At 67.9% G+C, this 20,405-nt stretch carries 20 protein-coding genes; 6 read left to right on the top strand and 14 right to left on the bottom strand.

The window, feature by feature from the left end; translation table 11 throughout:
* Positions 1-3: 3 nt before the first annotated feature.
* Positions 4-1,164, bottom strand: coding sequence for a porin (locus QRN67_RS29435; protein ID WP_285414716.1), 1,161 nt, complete (start codon positions 1,162-1,164; stop codon positions 4-6).
* 265 nt (positions 1,165-1,429) lie between these two features.
* Between QRN67_RS29435 and QRN67_RS29430 the strand changes: the two genes are divergently transcribed.
* From QRN67_RS29430 to QRN67_RS29420, 3 genes are read left to right on the top strand one after another with little or no spacing between them, the layout of a single operon-like run.
* Positions 1,430-2,200, top strand: coding sequence for a nuclease-related domain-containing protein (locus QRN67_RS29430; protein WP_285414715.1), 771 nt, complete (start codon positions 1,430-1,432; stop codon positions 2,198-2,200).
* A gap of 4 nt (positions 2,201-2,204) precedes the next feature.
* A complete protein-coding gene (locus QRN67_RS29425; RefSeq protein ID WP_081271335.1) occupies positions 2,205-2,894 on the top strand; it encodes a response regulator transcription factor in 690 nt (229 codons plus the stop codon).
* A gap of 33 nt (positions 2,895-2,927) precedes the next feature.
* Positions 2,928-5,321, top strand: a complete 2,394-nt coding sequence (locus QRN67_RS29420) for an LPS-assembly protein LptD (RefSeq protein ID WP_285414714.1) — start codon at positions 2,928-2,930, stop codon at positions 5,319-5,321.
* Positions 5,322-6,194: 873 nt separating this feature from the next.
* Here the strand turns inward: QRN67_RS29420 and QRN67_RS29415 are convergent.
* The 12 genes from QRN67_RS29415 to nac form a co-directional block, all read right to left on the bottom strand.
* The gene (locus QRN67_RS29415; RefSeq protein WP_285414713.1) at positions 6,195-7,037 is read right to left on the bottom strand and encodes an ABC transporter substrate-binding protein; all 843 of its coding nucleotides are present in this window, start codon (positions 7,035-7,037) and stop codon (positions 6,195-6,197) included.
* 47 nt (positions 7,038-7,084) lie between these two features.
* Complete coding sequence (locus QRN67_RS29410; RefSeq protein ID WP_081271344.1) at positions 7,085-7,819, bottom strand: amino acid ABC transporter ATP-binding protein; 735 nt, start codon at positions 7,817-7,819, stop codon at positions 7,085-7,087.
* 56 nt (positions 7,820-7,875) lie between these two features.
* A complete protein-coding gene (locus QRN67_RS29405) occupies positions 7,876-8,634 on the bottom strand; it encodes an amino acid ABC transporter permease (RefSeq protein WP_081271332.1) in 759 nt (252 codons plus the stop codon).
* A 12-nt stretch (positions 8,635-8,646) separates the two neighbouring features.
* Positions 8,647-9,348 (bottom strand): amino acid ABC transporter permease, encoded by a 702-nt coding sequence (locus QRN67_RS29400; protein WP_285414712.1) that lies wholly within the window; start codon positions 9,346-9,348, stop codon positions 8,647-8,649.
* 40 nt (positions 9,349-9,388) lie between these two features.
* Entirely contained in the window at positions 9,389-10,141 is a 753-nt protein-coding gene (locus QRN67_RS29395; protein WP_106937321.1) for an SDR family oxidoreductase, read from the bottom strand.
* 166 nt (positions 10,142-10,307) lie between these two features.
* Positions 10,308-11,072 carry a LamB/YcsF family protein gene (locus tag QRN67_RS29390; RefSeq protein WP_285414711.1) on the bottom strand — a complete coding sequence of 255 codons (765 nt, stop codon included), beginning with the start codon at positions 11,070-11,072 and terminating at the stop codon, positions 10,308-10,310.
* 21 nt (positions 11,073-11,093) lie between these two features.
* A complete protein-coding gene (locus QRN67_RS29385) occupies positions 11,094-11,489 on the bottom strand; it encodes an acetyl-CoA carboxylase biotin carboxyl carrier protein (RefSeq protein WP_285414710.1) in 396 nt (131 codons plus the stop codon).
* Positions 11,490-11,784: 295 nt separating this feature from the next.
* Positions 11,785-12,768 (bottom strand): 5-oxoprolinase subunit C family protein, encoded by a 984-nt coding sequence (locus QRN67_RS29380; protein ID WP_285414709.1) that lies wholly within the window; start codon positions 12,766-12,768, stop codon positions 11,785-11,787.
* A complete protein-coding gene (gene pxpB / locus QRN67_RS29375; RefSeq protein ID WP_285414708.1) occupies positions 12,765-13,436 on the bottom strand; it encodes a 5-oxoprolinase subunit PxpB in 672 nt (223 codons plus the stop codon). Before pxpB ends, QRN67_RS29380 begins: the two co-directional genes overlap by 4 nt.
* Positions 13,433-14,785: an acetyl-CoA carboxylase biotin carboxylase subunit gene (gene accC / locus QRN67_RS29370; RefSeq protein WP_285414707.1), complete on the bottom strand. Its 1,353-nt coding sequence runs from the start codon at positions 14,783-14,785 to the stop codon at positions 13,433-13,435. Before accC ends, pxpB begins: the two co-directional genes overlap by 4 nt.
* Positions 14,786-14,798: 13 nt before the next feature.
* Positions 14,799-15,242 carry an acetyl-CoA carboxylase biotin carboxyl carrier protein gene (locus QRN67_RS29365; RefSeq protein WP_285414706.1) on the bottom strand — a complete coding sequence of 148 codons (444 nt, stop codon included), beginning with the start codon at positions 15,240-15,242 and terminating at the stop codon, positions 14,799-14,801.
* A gap of 128 nt (positions 15,243-15,370) precedes the next feature.
* A complete protein-coding gene (gene nac, locus QRN67_RS29360; protein ID WP_234382427.1) occupies positions 15,371-16,309 on the bottom strand; it encodes a nitrogen assimilation transcriptional regulator NAC in 939 nt (312 codons plus the stop codon).
* A 143-nt stretch (positions 16,310-16,452) separates the two neighbouring features.
* On the opposite strand from nac, the gene QRN67_RS29355 reads away from it, so the two are divergent.
* Entirely contained in the window at positions 16,453-17,667 is a 1,215-nt protein-coding gene (locus QRN67_RS29355; protein WP_285414705.1) for an aspartate transaminase, read from the top strand.
* Between the two features lie 30 nt (positions 17,668-17,697).
* Positions 17,698-18,369 carry an RraA family protein gene (locus QRN67_RS29350; RefSeq protein WP_106937314.1) on the top strand — a complete coding sequence of 224 codons (672 nt, stop codon included), beginning with the start codon at positions 17,698-17,700 and terminating at the stop codon, positions 18,367-18,369.
* 5 nt (positions 18,370-18,374) lie between these two features.
* Here QRN67_RS29350 and QRN67_RS29345 read toward each other — a convergent pair whose 3' ends face one another.
* Positions 18,375-19,310, bottom strand: coding sequence for a LysR family transcriptional regulator (locus QRN67_RS29345; RefSeq protein WP_285414704.1), 936 nt, complete (start codon positions 19,308-19,310; stop codon positions 18,375-18,377).
* Between the two features lie 109 nt (positions 19,311-19,419).
* Between QRN67_RS29345 and QRN67_RS29340 the strand changes: the two genes are divergently transcribed.
* The gene (locus tag QRN67_RS29340; protein ID WP_285414703.1) at positions 19,420-20,358 is read left to right on the top strand and encodes a dihydrodipicolinate synthase family protein; all 939 of its coding nucleotides are present in this window, start codon (positions 19,420-19,422) and stop codon (positions 20,356-20,358) included.
* Positions 20,359-20,405: the final 47 nt, after the last annotated feature.

Genomic DNA, 20,405 nt, shown 5'->3' with positions numbered 1-20,405 from the left:
TCCTCAGAACGCGTGGCGGATGCCGAAGTCGTAGCCGGTCGACGAACGCGGCAGGCCCGAGAAGCCCACGCCGGTGCTGCCGTAGCCCGTGGTGCTGGCCGACACCAGGCTGCCGGTGTAGTTCACGTCGTTGCGGTTGTTCACGCGTGCCACCGTCGCGTACAGCGCCGTGCGCTTCGAGAGGTTGTGCACGTAGCCGACCGCGAGCTTGCGGGCCAGCGGGTCTTCGCCCGTGACGCCCGCGGCGCCTTCGTTGTAGCGAACCTGCGAGTACGCCACGCGGATCAGGCCGGCGCCCACCGGAACGGTCGCGCCGATCAGGTAGCCGTTGTAGCTGTCGTGCGTGTCGGCCGCGGCCGAGTAGTCGAACTTGTTCTTCACGTTCGACAGCTCGCCGAACAGCTTGACCGGACCAAAGTCGTACGAAGCGCCCAGGTTGATGGTCTGCACGCTGCGCTCCAGCGCGGTGGTGTCCACGACGGTGCTGCGGCCCACGCCCAGCGCGATGTCCAGCGGACCGTTGGCATAGCCGAAACGCCCGCCCACGTAGCGGCCGGCGCTGCTGCTGGTCGCGGCCGTGGTGCTGGTGGCGCTGGTGCTGGTGTTCTCGGCGAAGCTGTACTGCACCTGGCCGTAGAAGCCGCCCAGGTTCGGCGGCAGGAAGTAGCCCACCGAGTTGCTGGCACGCACGTAGTTGGCGTTGTTGATGGTGGTGTTGCCGCTGACGGTGCTGATCACGTTGGTGCCCGAGCCGTTGGTGCCGAACGGATCGAAGACGGTGTCGTTCCAGAAGGTGGGCGTGTAGTCGCGGCCCAGGCGCAGTTCGCCGAAGCCACCCGACAGGCTCACGGTGGAGCGGCGGTTGAAGGTGGACACGCCGGTGGCGCCGTCGTCGTTGGTGATGGGCGCTTCGAGCCAGAAGCTCGCGGCCAGGCCGCCGCCGAGGTCTTCGGTGCCGCGGAAGCCGATGCGGCTGGAGTTGTAGCCGGAGTTGCCCAGGCTCCACTTGCTTTGCTTGTTCGACAGGCCCGTGACGGTGTCGCGCGCGGTGTTCGACTGGTAGGTCACGCCGGCGTCGACGACACCGAACAGCGTGACGGACGATTGGGCAGAGGCCAGGCCGCAGACGGCCAGGGCAGCGAATGCCGTGAGGGATTTCTTCATTCAGGTTCTCCGGTTTCAGGTGTGATGCGGCCGCTCGGTATCGACCGGCTGTACGCATGGTTTCGTTCAAATCCGGAGGAAATTGGTAGATCCGTTTTCCGTGGCACAGAGTGTTGTGCGCGCACGTCAGACATGCGCCGACGCAATGAGCGAAGTCTTTGCATGGGTCCTTCAAATTTCTCCCAATTCGTTTGAAAAGATGCGCGCATGCCGAAGCCGCGACTCGCGCGAGTCGCGCAATCCTTGAAGTTCGAAGGAGCCTCACATGACCACTGCCTTGCACAAAGCCCCCTCCCGTCCCTTGCTCACGCTGGCCGGCCACGGGCATGCCCAGCCGGGATCCGACGCGCACGCACGCCGCTCGTTTTCCATCGACGACGCGCAGGCGAACAACACGGCGACCATGCTGGCCGTGCAGCAGCTCACCAGTGCATTCGGGCCCGCGTTCGACCGCTTGCACGTGCGGCAGGACCTGGTCATTCCCATGTACGAAGGCAGCGCCGTGCCCACCGCCCGCTTCGACGTGACCCTGGTGTGCGAGGCCGGCATTTACCTGTTCGAGGTGAAGGGCTGGCGCAACGCGGTGGTCTACCGCAAGACATCGGCGCGTGCGCTGCCGCGCTGGTTCCTGCGCCAGCACGACCACTCGCTGGCACGCGAGGTGAAGGACCCCGCCTGGCAGTGCGGCCGCAAGACCACGCACCTGCGCAACCTGCTGCCGCCCGACCTGCGGGTGCAGTACTTCGTGCTGCTGCCGTGCGAGGGCGTCGAGCTCCAGGGCGTGATGCCCACTGCGGTGATCACGCCGCAGGACCTGCCGTACATCGCCCGCGTGGCGCGCAACAACGGGCACAACGACCACGGCTATCCGCTGCTCGACGATGCCGCGATCGACCGCACGCTGCGGCTGCTGGACGGCCTGCAGGGCGACCTGACGCTCGACGACCACATGCGCAACAGCCGCGAGAACGGCCGCGAGAAAAGCGCGCGCGTGCACGTGCGCCCCGCGCATCCCGGCGCACTGAATCTGCAATGACACGATGAGCCGGATCCTGTTGGTGGAGGAAGGGCGCGACGCCGCGTCGGTGCTGCACGAAGAGCTGCACCATGCCGGCCATGAGATCGAGCACATCGATGACGGCGCCGTGGCGCTGCATCGCATCCTGACCGAGCCGCCCGCACTCACGCTGCTCGACGTGGCGCTGCCGCACGTGAGCGGGCTGCAGATCCTGGAGAAGGTCCGCGCGCGCAGCGACCACCCCATCATCATGCTGACGGCGCGCGGCGAAGAGGCCGACCGGCTGCGCGGCTTCGAGCTGGGCGCGGACGACTACGTGTGCAAGCCCTTTTCGCCGCGCGAGGTGGCGGTGCGCATCCACGTGGTGCTGCGCCGCTATGCGCAGCGCCAGCGCGTGGCGCGCCCGGTGGTGCCGATCACCTTCGGCGCTGTGCGCGGCTGCGCGATCCTCGACGGGCACTACCTGCCGCTGACGCGGCGCGAATCGCTGCTGCTGCGTGCGCTGTCGCAGGAGCCGGGGCGCGTGCTCACGCGCTCGAAGCTGCTGGAAGCCGCTTTCCCCGAGGCACTGGACGTGAACGAGCGCGTGGTCGACACGCACATCAAGAACCTGCGCAAGAAGCTCGCCACCGTCTCGGCGGCGCACGACTGGATCCGCTCGGTCTACGGCGTCGGCTTCGCATGGGAATCCCGCACCCGGCAGGACGCCTGAACCCCACCGGCCTCCTGGAACGCTCCTTTGCTCATGAAATCACGCTGGCGCGGCTGGCCGCTGCCGTCGATGGCGCTTTCGCTCATGCTCCTGCTGCACGCCCGCAGCGCCATCGCGCAGGAAACGCAGCAAAGCTGGATCGACGCCCCCATGACGCTGCGGCGCACGCCGCAACTGGCAGAAACCATCCCCCCGGCCGAGCGCGGCATGCGCCCCAGCCTGGTCGACGGCGACCGCCTCTACGGCCGGCCCGATCTCGAGGTGGTGGTGGAAGGCGACGCATCGCTGCGGCGCGGCGAAACCCGCATCACCGCCGACCGGCTCACCTACCAGCCGCCCGGCGACCTGGCCACGGCCACCGGCAATGTGCGCCTGAACCAGGCCGGCAGCGTGTACGAAGGCCCGCAGCTGCAGCTGAAGGTCGAGAGCTTCGAGGGCTTCTTCGAGCATGTGCGCTACACGCTGCTGGGAACCGGCGCGCACGGCGACGCCGAGCGCATCGACTTCGTGGATGCGAACGTGTCGGTGGCGCGGCATGCCACCTACACCACCTGCCTGCGCGAGAACTATGCCGGCTGGGTGCCCGCGTGGATGCTGAGCGCGGTGACGCTGACCACCGACAACCAGACCAACCTGGCCACCGCCACCGACGCGCAGATCAGCTTCCTGGGCGTGACCACGCCTTCGCTGCCTTCGGTGAGCTTTCCGCTGAACAACGCACGCCAGAGCGGCCTGCTGCCGCCGGTGATCGGCTTCGACACCACCAACGGCTTCGAGTACCTGCAGCCGTACTACTGGAACATCGCGCCCAACCGCGACCTCACGCTCTACCCCGAGATCATGAGCAACCGCGGCGTGAACCTGGGCACCGAGTTCCGCTATCTGGAGAAGAACTACAGCGGCCAGATCCGCATCGACGAGATGCCCTCCGACAGCCTGCGCGACCGCAACCGATGGGGCCTGTGGGCAAGCCACAACCAGAAGCTGGACCCCAAGCCCTTCGGACTCGATTCGCTGAGCACGTCGTTCAACATCAACCGCGTGAGCGACGACGACTACTGGCGCGACTTCTCGCACACGCCCACGCTGACCTCGCGCCAGCTCACGAACGAGGCCGACCTCAACTGGACCAAGGGCGACTGGAGCGGGCAGGCACGCACCCTCTCCTACCAGACGCTGCAGTACGCGGCCTCGCCGATCACGCCTTCATACAACCGGGTGCCGCAGGTCACGGCCAACTACACCAAGTACGACTGGCACGGGCTGGACGTGTCGGGCACGCTGGACTACACGCGCTTCCAGGTCGACTCTGCCTATGCGCCCACGCTCAACGGCATCAAGCAGCCCGACGGCGAGCGCGTGGTGGGCAACCTGCAGATCAGCCGGCCATGGGTCACGCCGGGCGGCTACGTGATCCCGAAGCTGCTGCTGCACACGGCCTCCTACCAGCTCGCATCGCCCCTGGCCGATGGCCGCACCAGCATCACCAGCGTGGTGCCGACGGTGAGCCTGGACAGCGGCCTGGTGTTCGAGCGCGACGCCAGCCTCTTCGGCAGCGCCTGGCGCCAGACGCTCGAGCCCCGCGCGTTCTACGTGCACACGCCCTACCGAGACCAGAGCCAGCTGCCGGTGTACGACACGGCCGCCAATGACATCAGCTTTGCCACGCTCTATACCGAGAACGCGTTCTCGGGCAACGACCGCGTGTCGGACACCAACACGCTCACCACCGGCGTGACCACGCGGCTGATCGACCCTGTCACCGGCGCGGAGTCGGCACGCTTCGGCATTGCGCAGCGCTTTCGCTTCAGCGACCAGAACGTCACGCTGCCGGGCGGCACGGCCGTGACCGATCATTCGGGCGACTTCATCTTCGGCGGGCAGGTGCACTGGAACCCGAAGTGGAGCATCGACGGCCTGGCGCAATACAACATGGACACGGGCAAGTCGACGCGCGACGCGCTCACGCTGCGCTACACGCCGGCGCAGTACCACACGCTCACGGCGGCCTTCCGCTACCAGGCGGACAGCACTGCGACGGCGAACGACGGCACGAAGACGGTCGACTTCAACTGGCAATGGCCGCTGAGCGACCTGACGGGCGGGCTGATGGGGGGCAAGTCGGCAACGGACCCGGGGCGCTGGTATGCGGTGGGCCGGTTGAGCTACAGCCTGCACGACCGTGCGCTGTCGGACAGCCTGGTGGGCGCGGAGTACAACGCCTGCTGTTGGGTGGGGCGCATCGTGCTCGAGCGGCTGGTGACGGGGCGCACGACGCCTGATACGCGGCTGATGTTCCAGATCCAGTTCAATGGCTTCGGCAACATCGGCTCGAATCCGACGAGCACGCTGCTTCAGAACATCCAGGGGTATCAGCCGCTGAACCAGTCTACGCAGCAGCCTAGCCGGTTTACGAACTACGACTGAGGGTCTTGTTCAGGGCACGTGCGCAAGGCGCCGGGTACTCCCCTCCGCGAATGTCCCCCGGCCTGCGGCCTCCTCCTTTATTTCGCTGCGGGGAGCACCCGACGCCCTGTGCACAACGAGCGCCGTCGCTGTTTTGGTCGATTTGTTGGCGCTCTGCGGGACTTCGTGCCGCGCGTGTCGGCTGATTCGCGGAGTTCTTCTCTAGAGTGAATGCCCCTGTCACTCCATGCCCCACAAGGGAAGCAACACACCCACCACCCAGATGTTTGAAGGCTGCTTGCCTCGCGGCAGGTCGTCGGTGCGAAAGCAGCGATGCAGATGCGAGGTATCAAAGGCGACGGCCGGGGTGTTCGAGCACCCCGACCGTCTAACCAAGTTCGTGCAACCACCTCTCAAGGAACCGCACAAAAATGGCTACCACCACTATAGCCCGGCCAACTACGCCGGTAGCTACCGAAGACAACGCCCAAGACCCGGCGGATCTTCTTGAAAACACCCTCACGCAGCTCGAAGCTCTACTGTGGGTCTGCCACGGTGAAGACATCGACTGGTGCAGCGGGGATGGGCCTGGGCGGTTGGACAATCTGCTATGGCTTGCGGCTGACCTTTCCCGCAAGGCTGGAGAGCTGTTCCAGCTCAGCGAGAAAACGCGACGCGGGGCGCCAACCGCCTCGCGAACCCCACAGCCGAACTCACCGTGCACAGGGCGCCGGGTGCTCCCCGCAGCGAAATAAAGGAGGAGGCCGCAGGCCGGGGGACATTCGCGGAGGGGAGTACCCGGTGCCCTGTGCACACCGGACGCCCCTCTCGCGCCGGCCGATCAACAGCCGAGCCGAACGACCGCGCCCCGAACAACACAACCCGCTAAAAAGATCAAGGCAGCAGCTCGAACTTCAGGTCAGCCAGCGGCGTGACCTTTTCTTCGCGCACCATCTTGTATTCGGTGTTCGGCCCGAGCCACTTGGCCCAGATGCGGTCGAGCTCGCCCGACTTCTCCAGCGCATAGAGCGCGCCATTCACCTTGGCCAGCAGCACCGGCTCGTCCTTCTTCATGCCGATGCCGATGGGCTGCAACACCATCGGGTCCTTGATCATCTTCAGCGCCACGCCCTCGGTCTTCGACTGGTTGACCAGCTTGGTGATGGTCATGGTGTTGGCCACCATGCCGACCGACTTGTTCTGCTGCACCGCCATGAAGGCCGAGCCCGTGTCCTGGAAGGTGACCGGGTCGGAGCCGTTCATCTTGATCGACATCTCCGAAGTGGAGCCCTTGGTCGAGCTCAGGCGCTTGCCCTTGAAGTCGGCCTTGGTCGTGCCGGGGTCGATGGCCTTCACGGCCAGCATTTCCTTGGCCACGTAGTAGGGGTCGCTGAACTGGATCTGCTCGCCGCGGCTCTTGGTGTAGGCCAGGTTGGCAATGGTCACGTCGACGCGGCCGAGCTTGACCTCGGGCACGCGCGCTTCCACCGACAGCGGCGTGACCTTGGCGGTGAGGCCCAGTTCCTTGGCCAGGGCATTGCACAGGTCGACGTCGTGGCCCACCATCTCGCGCGTCTTGGGGTCCGGTGCCGCGAACGGGGGCACGTCTGCGAAGGTGCCGCACTTGAGCTCCTTGCGCTGGCTGATGTCGCTCCACTGGTCGGCGTGCGCGAGCAGCGAGGCCGCGCTGAGACAGGTGCCGAGAACGGCGAGGCGGAAGACGGTCTTGTTCGACATGGTGGGCTCCTGGGAGATTGCGAAAAAGGGAACGACGGGTACTGGACTCAGTGCGCGCGCAAATCCGACAGGAAGCGCTGCGCGCGCGGATGCTGCGGACTGCGAAAGAAGGTCTCGGGGTCGGCCTTCTCCAGGATGCGGCCCGCGTCCATGAACCAGATGCGGTCGGCCACCTCGCGGGCGAAATTCATCTCGTGGGTGACGCACATCATGGTCATGCCGTCATTGGCAAGCCCGCGCATCACCGACAGCACCTCGCCGACCATCTCGGGGTCGAGCGCGCTGGTGGGCTCGTCGAACAGCATGGCCGGCGGCTCCATGGCCAGCGCGCGGGCAATGGCCACGCGCTGCTGCTGGCCGCCAGACAGCTGCGCCGGGTAGGCGCCCGCCTTGCTCGACAGCCCGACGCGCTCCAGCAGCTGCCCGGCCTTGGTCTTCGCATCGGCGCGCTTCACGCCGAGCACCCGCATCGGCGAGAGCATGATGTTCTCCAGCACCGACAGATGCGGGAACAGGTTGAAGCTCTGGAACACGAAGCCGATGCGGCTGCGCAGCCTGTTCAGCGCCGCGCTGCGCATGGGCGCATGGATGTCCTGACCGTCGAACAGCAACTGGCCCGACTTCACTTCCTCCAGCCGGTTCACCGTGCGGATCAGCGTGGACTTGCCGGAGCCGGATGGCCCGCAGACCACCACGACCTCGCCCTTCTTCACCTCGGCATTGATGTCGGCCAGCGCCTGGTAGTCGCCGTACCACTTGTTGATTTCGGAGAACAGGATCATGGTGTCGTCCTTGGCGGGCGCGGGCCGCCCTGCGGGGTGTGGTGGAACGGGCGCGGTCATGGTTGCGTCGCCACGGGGGCCGGAAGGGGCACCTCGCCTTCGGCGGCCTTCACCGGCACCGCGCCGAGCCGCTTGTGCGCGATGCGCCGCTCCAGCCATTGCGCCAGTTGCGTGAGGCTGAAGCACACTACGTAATACGTCAGCGCCAGGATGAAGAACACCTGGAACGGCTTGGTCAGCAGCTGGTTGTTGATCTGGTTGGCCGCGAAGGTGAGTTCCTGCACGTTGATCACGTAGCCCAGCGTGGTCTCCTTGATGGTGGAGATGAACTGGCTCAGCATGCTGGGCAGCATGTTGTAGAGCGCCTGCGGCAGGATCACGAACCACATGGTGCCCAGGTGGCTGTGGCCGAGCGCGCGCGCCGCCTCGCTCTGCCCCTTGGGCAGCGAGAGGATGCCGGCGCGCACCACCTCCGACAGGTAGGCGCCTTCGTAGATCACCAGCGTGCACAGCATGGTGGTGAAGCCCGACACCTCGCGCCCGATGAGGATCGGCACCAGAAAGTACACCCACAGGATCACCATGAGCAGCGGCACGCCGCGCACCACGTACACCAGCACGGTGGCGGGCCAGCGCAGCAGCCGCCAGGGCGACAGCCGCGCCAGCGCCAGCAGCACCGACAGCGGAAAGGCCAGCACGATGCCCAGCACCGAAAGAATCAGGGTGGCGACGATGCCGCCGAGCGGGCCGCTGGGGTACTGGCCCACCAGCAGCAGCAGCCAGTTGTCGCGAAGGATTTCGTAGACGCTGTACATCGCTTGCCTCGCTTACCTTGCACCGACGATGCGGTAGCGCCGCGACAGCCAGCCGCCCACGGCCATGATGAGTAGCGAGCACACCAGGTACAGCACGGTGGCCACGCTGTAGGCCTCGAAGGTGCGGAAGCTCTGGCTCTCGATTTCCTTCACCGCGTGCGTGAGCTCGGCCACGCCGATGGCCATGGCCAGGCTGCTGTTCTTGAAGAGCGACACGCTGTGGTTCACCAGCGCCGGCACCGCGTTGCGGATGGCCTGCGGCAGCATCACGAAGCGCATGGAGCCGATGTAGCCGTGGCCCAGCGCACGCGCGGCCTCGGCCTGTCCGGGCGGAATGGCGCGCAGGCCCGAGCGCATGTCCTCGCTGAAGTAGGCGGCCTGGCACAGCCCGAGCGCGACGATGGACAGCCACCTCTCGGCGTTGTTGACCGACAGCCAGCCCTGCAGCGCATCTGGCAGCAGGCTGAAGATGCCGAAGTACCAGAACATGAGCTGCACCAGCGTGGGCACGTTGCGGTGGTAGGAGACGTAGCCGGCCACCACGCGCTCGGCGATGCGGCTGGGCGTGAGCCTCACCACCAGCAGCACCACGGCCATGCCCATGGCCAGCAGCCAGGAGCCGGCCGCGATCTTCAGCGTCTCCAGCAGGCCGTGCAGCAGCATGGCGCCGAACTCCGGCTTCAGCAGGATCGCCAGCAGGTCGAAGTCCTTCATGCGCTGTTCCCTTGTTGCTTGGCGTGCATCGGCCGGCGGCTCAGTCGCGCGGGGTTTCCGGCCGCGTGGTCGACAGGCCGCCCGGCACCTGCAGCGTGGGCGTGATTTCCATGTGGCCCACGTTCACCGCGATGGGCGCGGCAATCGCAAAGGCGATGGCATTGGCGATGTCTTCGGCCTGCGGCAGTTCGAAGCCCTCGACGAAGCGCTTGTAGGTGTCTTCGGAGTCGCCGTGCACGTGCGCGAAGATGTCGGTGGCCACGCGCCCGGGGCAGATCTCGGTGACGCGCACGCGCTTGCCGAAGCAGTCGATGCGCAGCTGGCGCGACAGCATGCTCACCGCGGCCTTGGTCGCGTGGTAGGTGCTGTTGCCGCCGAAGTTGTAGGCCGCCGCAATGGAGCTGATGTTGACCACATGGCCGCGGTCGCGCGCCGCCATGCCCGGCACCACGAGCCGGCACAGGTGCAGCACGGCGCGCAGGTTCACGTCCACCAGCAGGTCGATGCCTTCGGCGTCGGCCTTGAGGATGGAACCGGGGCGGTCGACACCGGCGTTGTTGACCAGCACGTCGAACTCGACTTCCTTCGCGAGCCGGGTGATGCCGGCGAGGTCGCTCACGTCGATGGCGTGCGGAATGCAGCCGGTGCGCGCGGCCAGGTCGGCCAGCTTGTCGGCGCTGCGCGCCAGCGCATGGACCTTCAGGCCTTCCTTGCTGAGGCGTTCGACGACGGCGGCGCCGATGCCAGATGAGGCTCCCGTCACCAGCGCGGTCTTGTAGTCGGAAAAAGGCATGTCGGGTTCTTTCGTTGAGTGGCAGATGGCTGCCTTGGAATTCACTGTAGCCAGCGCCCGCGGGCGGCGCCAAGACGGATTGGCTGTGGAGCGATAAGCCCCCCTTATGTCGCCCGCGATCCGTGCATATGACTAAGGGTTAGCACCATGTTCGTGCCCCGGTGCATCAGCTGGTTTGCCGGGAGATGGGCACCACGCGCCCCGCCTGCTCCACCACGCCACGCACGGCGCGGGCCAGGTCGACGGCACCGGGCGTGTCGCCGTGCAGCAGGATGGAATGCACCCGCATGGGAATCTTCTTGCCGCTGCTGCTGGTGACGGTGCCTTCTTCCAGAAGCTGCCGCACGCGCGCCAGCACCGCGTCGCGCTCGTGGATGACCGCGCCGGGCAGCTTGCGCGGCACCAGCAGGCCGTCGTCGCCGCAGGCGCGGTCGGCCAGGAAGGTGGTGCGCACGCGCAGGCCGCAGCGTTCGGCCGCGTCTTCGATGGCGCGGCTGGCGGAGGTGCTGACGGTGAGCGAGGGATCGAAATCGGCCACGGCGCGCACCAGCGGTTCGGCCAGCGCGGCGTCGGCCGCGGCCATGTTGCCGAGCGCGCCGTGAAAGCTCATGTGCGTCATGCGGTGGCCCGCCGTACGCGCCATGCCTTCGAGCGCGCTGAGCTGGTAGAGCACGTACGCCACCAGTTCCCTGGTCTCGATCTGCATCTGCCGGCGGCCGAAGCCCATGAGGTCTGGAAAGCCCACGTGCGCGCCGACGTCGACACCGCGCTGCAACGCCATGCGCACGGTGCGGTCCATGATGACGGGGTCACCGGCGTGGAAGCCGCAGGCGACGTTGGCGGAGGAGACGATGTCGAGCAGGGCTTCGTCCTCGCCCATGCGCCAGGGACCGAAGCCTTCGCCGAGGTCTGCGTTCAGGTCGATGTCCATCGTGAATCCTTGTCTCGATCGTCAGAGGGGGTGCAGGTCGAACAGTTGGGCGCCGTAGCCGACTGCGAGGCCGTCGGCCGCGAGGATGCCGTCGACGATGCCGGCTTGCGGTGCGGTCACGGGCAGCAGCAGCGGGCCGATCTTCAGCAGGCCGATGGTCTGGCCGGCTTCGACACGCTGGCCGATGCGGACCAGCGGTACGGCAGTCAGTGGATGGCTTTGCAGGAATACGCCGAGCGAAGGGGCACGGATCGGCAGCAGTTCGGGCTCGGCTTCTTCAGCGGGCAGTTCGATGATTTCGTCGCCCTGCCGGCCAAGGCGCAAGGTGCCGTTTGGCGTGCGCAGCTCGAGCAGGCCGATGTCAGTGTTGGCCAACCAGGCGGCCAGCTGGGGGGAGCGCAGTGCTGTGTCCTGCATTTTTCAGGCTTTCGCTTTTTGGTTATCTTGTTCGGGGTGGTGCACAGGCCGCCGGGTACTCCCCTCCGCGAATGTCCCCCGGCCTGCGGCCTCCTCCTTTATTTCGCTGCGGGGAGCACCCGACGCCCTGTGCAGTGGGCACGCTGCTGGTGCTCGGCCGATCAACCGGCGCTCTGTCCAACGATCACGACGATGGGGTGCCTTGCGCAGCGAAATAAAGGAGGAGCCCGAAGGGCGGGGGACATTCGCGGAGCAAGGTACCCCGTCGGCGTGATCGGGCCCCGAAGAAAAGGACTCAGACACGAGGCGCCCCCCGATGAAGAGCCACCACACGCGCCACCTTGTCGAGCCACGCACGCACTTCGTCGAGCGCGGCCAGTGCCTCGTCCCAGGTGGCTTCGATGAAGCGCATGCGGCTGCCGATGGGTGCCTGGCCGAGGCGCCACATGTCGGCCTCGATCACGGTGCCTAACTTGGGGTAGCCGCCGGAGGGTTGGGCGTCGCGCATCTGGATGATGGGTTGGCCGCTGTGCGGTACCTGGATGACGCCGGGCACGATGCCGTGGGAGCGCAGCTCCATGGGGGCGATGGGGCGCAGCGGCTCGCCGTCGAGCCTGTAGCCGTAGCGGTCGCTCTGCGGCGTGATCTTCCATTCGCCGGACCAGAAGGCGTCTCGCGACGCGGGCTCGAAGGCCATGTATTCGGCCGCGGGCAGCACGCGCACGGCGGCCACGCCGTCGCGCGCCAATGGCAATGCGAGCGCGGGCGGCACCAGGCCGAAACCGGTGCGGCTGGCGGTACCGGCGCCGGCGGCGCGGAGCATGTCGCCGCGCTGCAATGCGCGCCCTTCATGGCCGCCGAATGCGCCGCGCAACTGGGTGCTGCGCGAGCCCAGCACCTCCGGCACGTCGATGCCGCCGGCCACGCACAGCATGGCGCGGCTGCCGCGTTGCGCGCCGCCTTGCGGCAGGCCGAGCGTCAGTACCTGGCCGGCGCGTGCCTGGTGCACCCACCAGGGCAACAGGGGCTGGTCGTCGAGCCTGGCGGCGCAGTCGGCGCCGGTGAGCGCGAAGGCGCAGTCCTCGCCGAAACGCACCTTGAACGGGAACACCGGCACCTCGACGGCTGCCGCGCCCAGCGCATTGCCCAGCAGCAGGTTGCCGGCGGCCAGCGCCAGGTTGTCCATGGCGCCGGAAGTGCCCACGCCCCAGCGCAGGCTGCCGGTGCGGCCCAGGTCCTGCACGGTGGCGAGCGCGGCGGACGAAAGGATTTCGATCATCGGACGATGCCCTCCACGCGGAAGCGGATCATGTCGCCCGGCTGCAGCATGGCGGGCGGGTCTTGCGCGGGGTCGAAGAACACCATCGACGTGCTGCCGATGGTGTTCCAGCCGCTGGGGCCGGCCGATGCCGACACGCCCGTCTGCGCGCCGCCGATCGACACCGCGCCGCCCGGAATGCTCAGCACCGGCACCTTGCGCCGCGGCGTGGCGATGCGCGGGTCCATGCCGCCCAGGTAGCAATAGCCGGGATGGCTGCCGAGCGCGTACACCGGATAGAGCGGCGCGCTGTGCAGCTCGACGATGGCCTCGATGCTCAGGCCGGTGTGCGCCACCACGTCGGCCATGTGCGGGCCGCCCTCGCCGCCGTAGACCACGGGGAGCTCCACCACGCGGCCTTCGCGCGGCACGGCGGTGGCCGCGCGCCAGGCGTCGCACAGGCGCTCGCACAGCGCATCGAGATGGCGCGGCGCGCGCGTGAAGGTGAGCATCAGGTTGTTCATGCCGGGCACGGCCTCGCGCACTTCGGGCCAGCTCTCGGCTTCGTGCGCCAGCGCCCAGATGCGCTGCTGCGAAGGCAGGTCCATGTCGCCGGGCGCTTCGAACAGCAGCGCCGTGGTGCCCAGGAGGCTGATGGACGGTTCGGTACGGGATGCCTGTGGGCTCACGCCGCGCTCCTTCGCTGCAGCCAGCGTTCGAGGTGATGGATGTCCACGCCGCCGGCGGCAAAGCCGTCGTCCTGCACGAGCGCGCGGTGCAGCGGCACGTTGGTGGCGATGCCTTCCACGCGCGTCTCGGCCAGCGCCAGGCGCATGCGTTCCAGCGCGTCGGCGCGGGTATGTCCGTGCACGATGAGCTTGGCGATCATAGAGTCGTAGTACGGCGGCACGCGGTAGCCGGCGCCCGCGTGCGAATCGACGCGCACGCCGAAGCCGCCGGGCACCTGCCAGCCGGTGATGCGGCCCGGCGCGGGCGCGAAGGTGTCGGGGTTCTCGGCGTTGATGCGGCACTCGATGGCGTGGCCCTGGCAGCGCACGTCGGCCTGCGCCAGCGACAGGCGCTCGCCGAGCGCCATGCGCAACTGCTGCTGCACGATGTCGATGCCGGTGGTCATCTCGGTCACCGGGTGCTCCACCTGCAGGCGGGTGTTCATCTCGATGAAATAGAAAGCGCCCTTTTCGTACAGGAACTCGAAGGTGCCCACGCCGCAGTAGCCGATCTGCCGGCACGCGGCCGCGCAGCGCTCGCCCACCTCGGCCATCAGTGCGTCGTCGATGCCGGGCGCCGGCGCCTCTTCGATCACCTTCTGGTGGCGCCGCTGAAGCGAGCAGTCGCGGCTGCCCAGCCACACCGCGTTGCCGTGGCTGTCGGCCAGCACCTGGATCTCGACATGGCGCGGATGCAGCAGGAATTTCTCGATGTAGACCTCGGGGTTGCCGAAGGCCTGGCGCGCTTCCTCGCGCGTGAGGGCCATGGCGTCGAGCAGCGCGGCTTCTTCGTGCACCACGCGCATGCCGCGCCCGCCGCCACCGCCTGCCGCCTTCACGATCACCGGATAGCCGATGTCGCGCGCCAGGTCCAGCACGGCGGCCGGGTCGTCCGGCAGCGGCTCGTCGGGGCCGGGCACGCAGGGCACGCCGGCCTTGCGCATCGCGCGCTTGGCCGAGACCTTGTCGCCCATGGTGCGAATGCACGCGGCGCTGGGCCCGACGAACACGAGGCCGGCCTGCGCCACACGATCCGCGAAGCCCGCGTTCTCCGAGAGAAAGCCGTAGCCGGGATGAATCGCCTGTGCGCCGCTCACTTCGGCGGCAAACAAAATGGCGGACTGGTTCAGGTAGCTCAGGCCCGGAGCGGAAGGCCCGATGCAAAGCGCCTGGTCGGCCTGCGCGACGTACATGGCGTCGCGGTCCGCCTCGGAATGCACGGCCACCGTACGCAGGCCCAGGCCGCGGCAGGCACGCTGGATGCGCAGGGCGATCTCGCCCCGGTTGGCAATGAGCACGGTGTCGAACATGGCGCGGGCCTCCTCAGTCGAAGCGGAACAGGGGCTGTCCTGCTTCCACTTCCTGGCCCGATTGCACGAGCACCTGCCGCACGGTGCCCGTGCGGTCGGAGCGTACCTCGTTGAACATCTTCATCGCCTCGATCACGCACAGAAGCTGGCCGGCTTCCACGGCCTGGGAAGGCTGCACGAAAGGCGGCTCGCCGGGCGCGGGCTGAAGGTGCACCACGCCGAACAGTGGCGCGAGGCAATCGGCACTGGCAGCGGCCGGTGCCGTCGTTTCTTCCGGCGCCTGGCGCGGTGCCTTTCGTAAGCCGGAGGGGCTTCGTGCAGCGGGCGCGGCGGATGCAGCCCCCAGCGCGGCCAGCTTCACCAGCCGCAGCGTGCTGCCGTTCTCGCTGTACTCCAGTTCCGCCAGGTCCGATGCGGCCAAAGCGTCGATGAGCGTCTTGATCTGTTCCTGCTTCATGCCGATGGCTGTGGTGGCCGACGCGTTCCGCGAACGCGTGACGGCATGCATGAAAGGTAACGGTCCGCGCGCCTGAAGCCAAAGACGGAATGGCTGTGCCGGGATAAGGGCGCCTTATGACGCCCGGCTCAGGACAGCGCGGCGATCCCGGGTTCGGGCGTCGACGCGACGGTGTTGGCCAGGTCGGCCACGAGTTCGAGCAGGATGTCCTTCACCGCCTGCGCGGGCTCCGACAGCGGCAGGTGGTCGGACTGGCACAGCGCCAGCGGCGCCTCGATGACAGGGTCGACGATGGGGAATTGCCAGGCGCCGCAGCTCGCGACCACCTCGCGCGCCATCGACGCCGGCAGGATGGTCGCGCCCAGCCCGTCGGCAATGGCCGCCGTGAGGGTGAAGGCGGATTCGATCTCCGCCACCACGCGAGGCACCATGCCCGCGCGCACGAAGGCCGCATCCACCAGCTTGCGCACCACGTTGTATGGGCGCGGCAGGAAGAGCTCGATGTCGCGCAGGTCGGCCAGCTTCACCGGCTGCGAGGGCGCGGGCATGGATGCCGGGCCGACCAGGAACAGCGGCTCCTTGAGCAGCGGCAGGAAGGTGAGCCCGTGGATGGCCTTGTCGCCATACAGCACAGCCAGGTCCATGCGGCCGTTCATGATGAGTTCGCTGAGCGTGGTGCCGTAGTTCTCGTTCAGGTAGAGCAGGATGCCCGGGTGCCGCGCGCGCACCGTGCGCAGCAGCGGCAGCGAGAGCGCCGAGGCGGCGGTGCCGGGCGCGAGCCCCACGGAAACCTGGCCAGAGAGCCCTTCGCCCGCGGCCTCCATGTCGACGCGGGCCTGCTCGCACTGGCGCAGGATGATCTGCGCGTGGCGGTACAGCACCTTGCCGGCTTCGGTGGGCGTCACGCCGCGCTTGGTGCGCACGAGCAACTGCTGGCGCACCTCGCCTTCGAGCGTGGCCAGTTGCTGGCTCAGCGCGGGCTGGGCGATGAAAAGGACTTCGGCCGCCTGTGTCAGGCTGCCGATGTCCACGATCTTCACGAAATATTTGAGGCGTCGCAGGTTCACGCCTTGTCCCCAAGCAAAAGCCAAGCCTAGCATCGCGGTCGCGCGGCGGATATCGGGGCTCACCATGAGTCATAAGCTGCGCCTATACGACCAGTGCAATCTCGTCTTGGCCTGGCGGGAGCGATGTGCGTACCGTTCGGTCCATGCAAGCCACTACTTCCCGCATTGCCGCCCGCGTGCGGCGCATCAAGCCCTCGCCCAGCACCTCGGCCGCCGACCGCGCCAACGAACTGCGCAGGCAGGGCAAGTCGATCGTCAACCTCGTGGTGGGCGAGCCCGACTTCGACACTCCGCTCCACATCCGCCAGGCCGCGGCCGCGGCCATCGAGCGCGGCGCCACGCGCTACACGCTGATGGCGGGCACGGTGGAGCTGCGCGAAGCCATCGTCTCCAAGCTGGAGCGCGAGAACGGCCTGCGCTATGCGATGAACGAGATCATCGCCACCAACGGCGCCAAGAGCGCCATCTACAACGCCTTCGCGATCACGCTGGAGCCGGGCGACGAGGTGATCATTCCCGCGCCCTACTGGGTGTCCTACCCCGACATGGTGCTGGCCTGCGAGGGCACGCCCGTCACCGTGGCATGCCCCGAGGCGAACGGCTTCAAGCTGACGCCGGCACAGCTCGAGGCGGCCATCACGCCGCGCACGCGCTGGCTGCTGATCAATTCGCCGAGCAACCCGACCGGCGCGAGCTACACCGCCGCCGAATACAGCGCACTGGCCGAAGTGCTGGAACGCCATCCGCACGTGATGGTGATGACCGACGAGATCTACGAGCACATCCGCTTCGGCGGCGAGCCGCTGCCGCACATCCTCGGGGTGGCACCGGCGCTGCGCGATCGCACGCTGATCGTGAACGGCGTCTCCAAGACCTATGCGATGACCGGCTGGCGCATCGGCTACGCGGCCGGGCCCGTGGACCTGATCAAGGCGCTGGACACGCTGCTGTCGCAGTCCACCGGCAACTGCTGCTCGGTAAGCCAGGCCGCGGCCGCCGCCGCGCTGAACGGCGACCAGGGCTTCGTGGCCGAGAGCGTGGCCGTGTACAGGCAGCGGCGCGACCGCACGCTGGCGCTCGTCAACGACATTCCCGGCCTCGGATGCGCCACGCCGCCCGGCGCCTTCTACCTGTACATCAACTGCGGCGGACTCATCGGCAAGACCACGCCCGAAGGCAGGCGCCTGAACGAGGACGGCGACGTGGTGATGTACCTGCTCGAAAGCGAAGGCGTTGCCGTGGTCGCGGGCACCGCGTACGGCCTGTCGCCCTACTTCCGTCTTTCCATTGCCACATCGATAGAGACGCTGGAAGAAGGCTGCAAGCGCATCGCGCGTGCCGTGGCCGCGCTGCGCTGAAGCGCGCCGAAGAACTCACGAGGACCAGTCATGCCCTACAAAGCCATCCGCAAGAACCCGTCGGCCCCGCAAGTGGCGCCGGCCATCCTGGCCGCGCTGCAAGAGATTCCAGTGGCCGCGCTCAGCGACAACCTGCACCGCAACATCGGCAGCGTCGGCCTGCAGCCGTACCACCGCCCCGGCCACAAGACCATGGCGGGCACGGCCGTCACCGTGAAGACGCGCGGCGGCGACAACCTCACGCCCATGCGCGCCTTCGAGTTCTGCCGGCCCGGCGACGTGCTGGTGATCGACGCGGGCGGCGACATCACCAACGCAGTCATCGGCGGCATCCTGTCGTTCTATACCGCGACCATCGGCACCGCGGGCCTGGTGCTCGACGGCGCCATCCGCGACGTGGCCGAGATCCGCGAGCGCGACTACCCGGTGTACGCGCGCGGCGTGAACCATCGTGGCCCTTACAAAGACGGCCCAGGTGAGATCAACGTGCCGGTGTCGGTCGGCGGCATGGTCGTGAACCCGGGCGACATCGTGGTAGGCGACCAGGACGGCCTGCTGGCCTTCTCGCCCGACGAGGCCGAACTGCTGATCGAGAAGGCCCGCGCGCACCTGGAGACGGAAGCGCGCACGATCCAGGCGATGAAGGAAGGCCGCTGGGACCGCTCCTTCCTCGATGCGCTGGAAGCTCGCTGCGCCAACTGAAGCGGTCAGGCGCCTGATGCGCCTTCGCTGACCAGCGTCCATAGCGCCTCGGCCACCGGCGCCATGTGCGCTTGCTGGCGGTACAGCCGGATGTCCACCGGCACGCGCCAGCCGCCCGCGCCGGCATCGGCCAGCGTGCCGCTGCGCAGGTCGTCGGCCACCAGGCTCATCGGCAGCCATGCAAGGCCGCGGCCTTCGAGCGCCATGGTGCGCAGCAGCGCGGCATGGTGGGCCGTGAAGACGATCGACAGCGACGCGGCGAAGTCCTTGCCGAACTCGCTGTCCTGCATGGCCCGCATGATCCGGCCCAGCCCCGAAGCATCGCTGTAGGCCAGCACCGAAGGCGACTGGCCTGCGCCCAGCGCATGCAGCGGCGCGCCGTTCGCACCGGGCGCGCTCACGGGCAGCAGCACGTCTTCGCTCAGTCGTTGAACCGGGTAGCCGGTGTCGTCGAGCCGCCCCGGCGCGCCCGCGTGCCCATGGCACAGCACGAACTGCACGCGGCGCTGCAGCATCAGGTCTTCGCAGGCGTACGAGCTGTCGGAGATGGTCTGGATGGGCCCCATGCTCAGGCGCGACTCCACGCCGGCGAGCCAGCGCGGAAAGAAGGTGAGCGACAGCACGTGCGTGGCGGCAAAGCTCAGGCTGGCCGCGTCCAGGTCGTGCGCGGCGCGGGCCTTGATGCGGGCGGCCTCCAGATCGGCCAGCACCTCCCGCAGCAGCGGCTGGAAGCGCTTGCCCGCCGCCGTGAGCGCCGTGGGGTGCGCGCTGCGGTCGAACAGGTCGACGCCCACCCACTCTTCCAGTGAACGGATGTGGCGGCTGAACGCCGGCTGCGCGATGGAGCGCGCCTGCGCGGCACGCGAGAAGTTGCCGGACTCGGCCAGGGCCAGGAAATCTTCCAGCCATTCCAGGTCGAGCGGTCGGTTGCCAGGGCCCATGCGCAGCGCGGTTGAATAGTTGTATGCGATTCGAGTATTGGACGGCCCGCCCTCCGCCGGCAAAAGATGCACCCCATTCCTGCACCTTGAACCACAACGGAGACACAGCATGCCTTCCATCGCGAATTATCGCGGGATCATCCCCGCCATTTCCTGCCCCTTCACGGCCGACCACCGCATCGACGAACCGGCGCTGCGCAAGCTGGCCTCGTGGCTCACCGGCCATGACGGCGCGGTGGCGATCATGACCAACGGCCACACCGGCGAGGTGTTCTCGCTCACGCCTTCGGAGCGCGCCGAGGTGACGCGCATCGTGGCCGACGAGCTGCGCGGCCGCATGCCGGTGATCTCGTCGATCGTGTGCGAGGGCCTGGCCGAGGCCGCCGAGCACGCCCGCGCCGCGCAAGCCGCCGGCGCGGTGGCGCTGGACGTGATGCCGCCGCACCACTGGCTGCGCTTCGGCTTCACGCCCGGGCATGCGCTGCAGTACTTCGAGGCCATCCACCGCGCCGCGCCGGAGCTGGACCTGGTCTGCCACGTGTACCCGGCATGGACGCGCGCCTCTTACTCGTCGCAGCTGCTGGCCGAACTGGCCCGCCTGCCCTACCTGCAGGCCTTCAAGGTGGGCCAGCGCGACATGAACAAGTACGCCCGCGACATCCAGGCGATCCGCGAAGCCGATGCGTCGAAGGCCATCCTGACCTGCCACGACGAATACCTGCTCGCATCGATGGTGCAGGGCGTGGACGGCGCGCTGGTCGGCTTCGCGACCTTCATTCCGCAATTGATCATCGACCTGTGGAACGCGGTGAAGGCCGGCGACCTGAAGAAGGCGATGGCGGTGCAGGCACTCATCACGCCGCTGAAAGACGCGGTGTACGGCGGCGGCGAGCCGACCGGCGAGGCGCATGCGCGCATGAAGGGCGGCATGTTCCTGGCGGGCGTGCTCGACAACGCCACCGTGCGCCCGCCGACCGAAGCGCCGAACGCGCGCGAGATGGACGCGCTGCGCGCGGCCGTCGAGCAGGCCGGGCTGTCGAAGCGCTGAGCCCACGGGGCCGCGGCACCCGCGATGCCCCGACGAAGAACCACAAG

The sequence above is a fragment of the Variovorax sp. efr-133-TYG-130 genome (assembly GCF_030208835.1).
Taxonomy (GTDB): Bacteria; Pseudomonadota; Gammaproteobacteria; order Burkholderiales; family Burkholderiaceae_C; genus Variovorax.
This window is presented reverse-complemented; position numbering and strand designations above follow the sequence as displayed.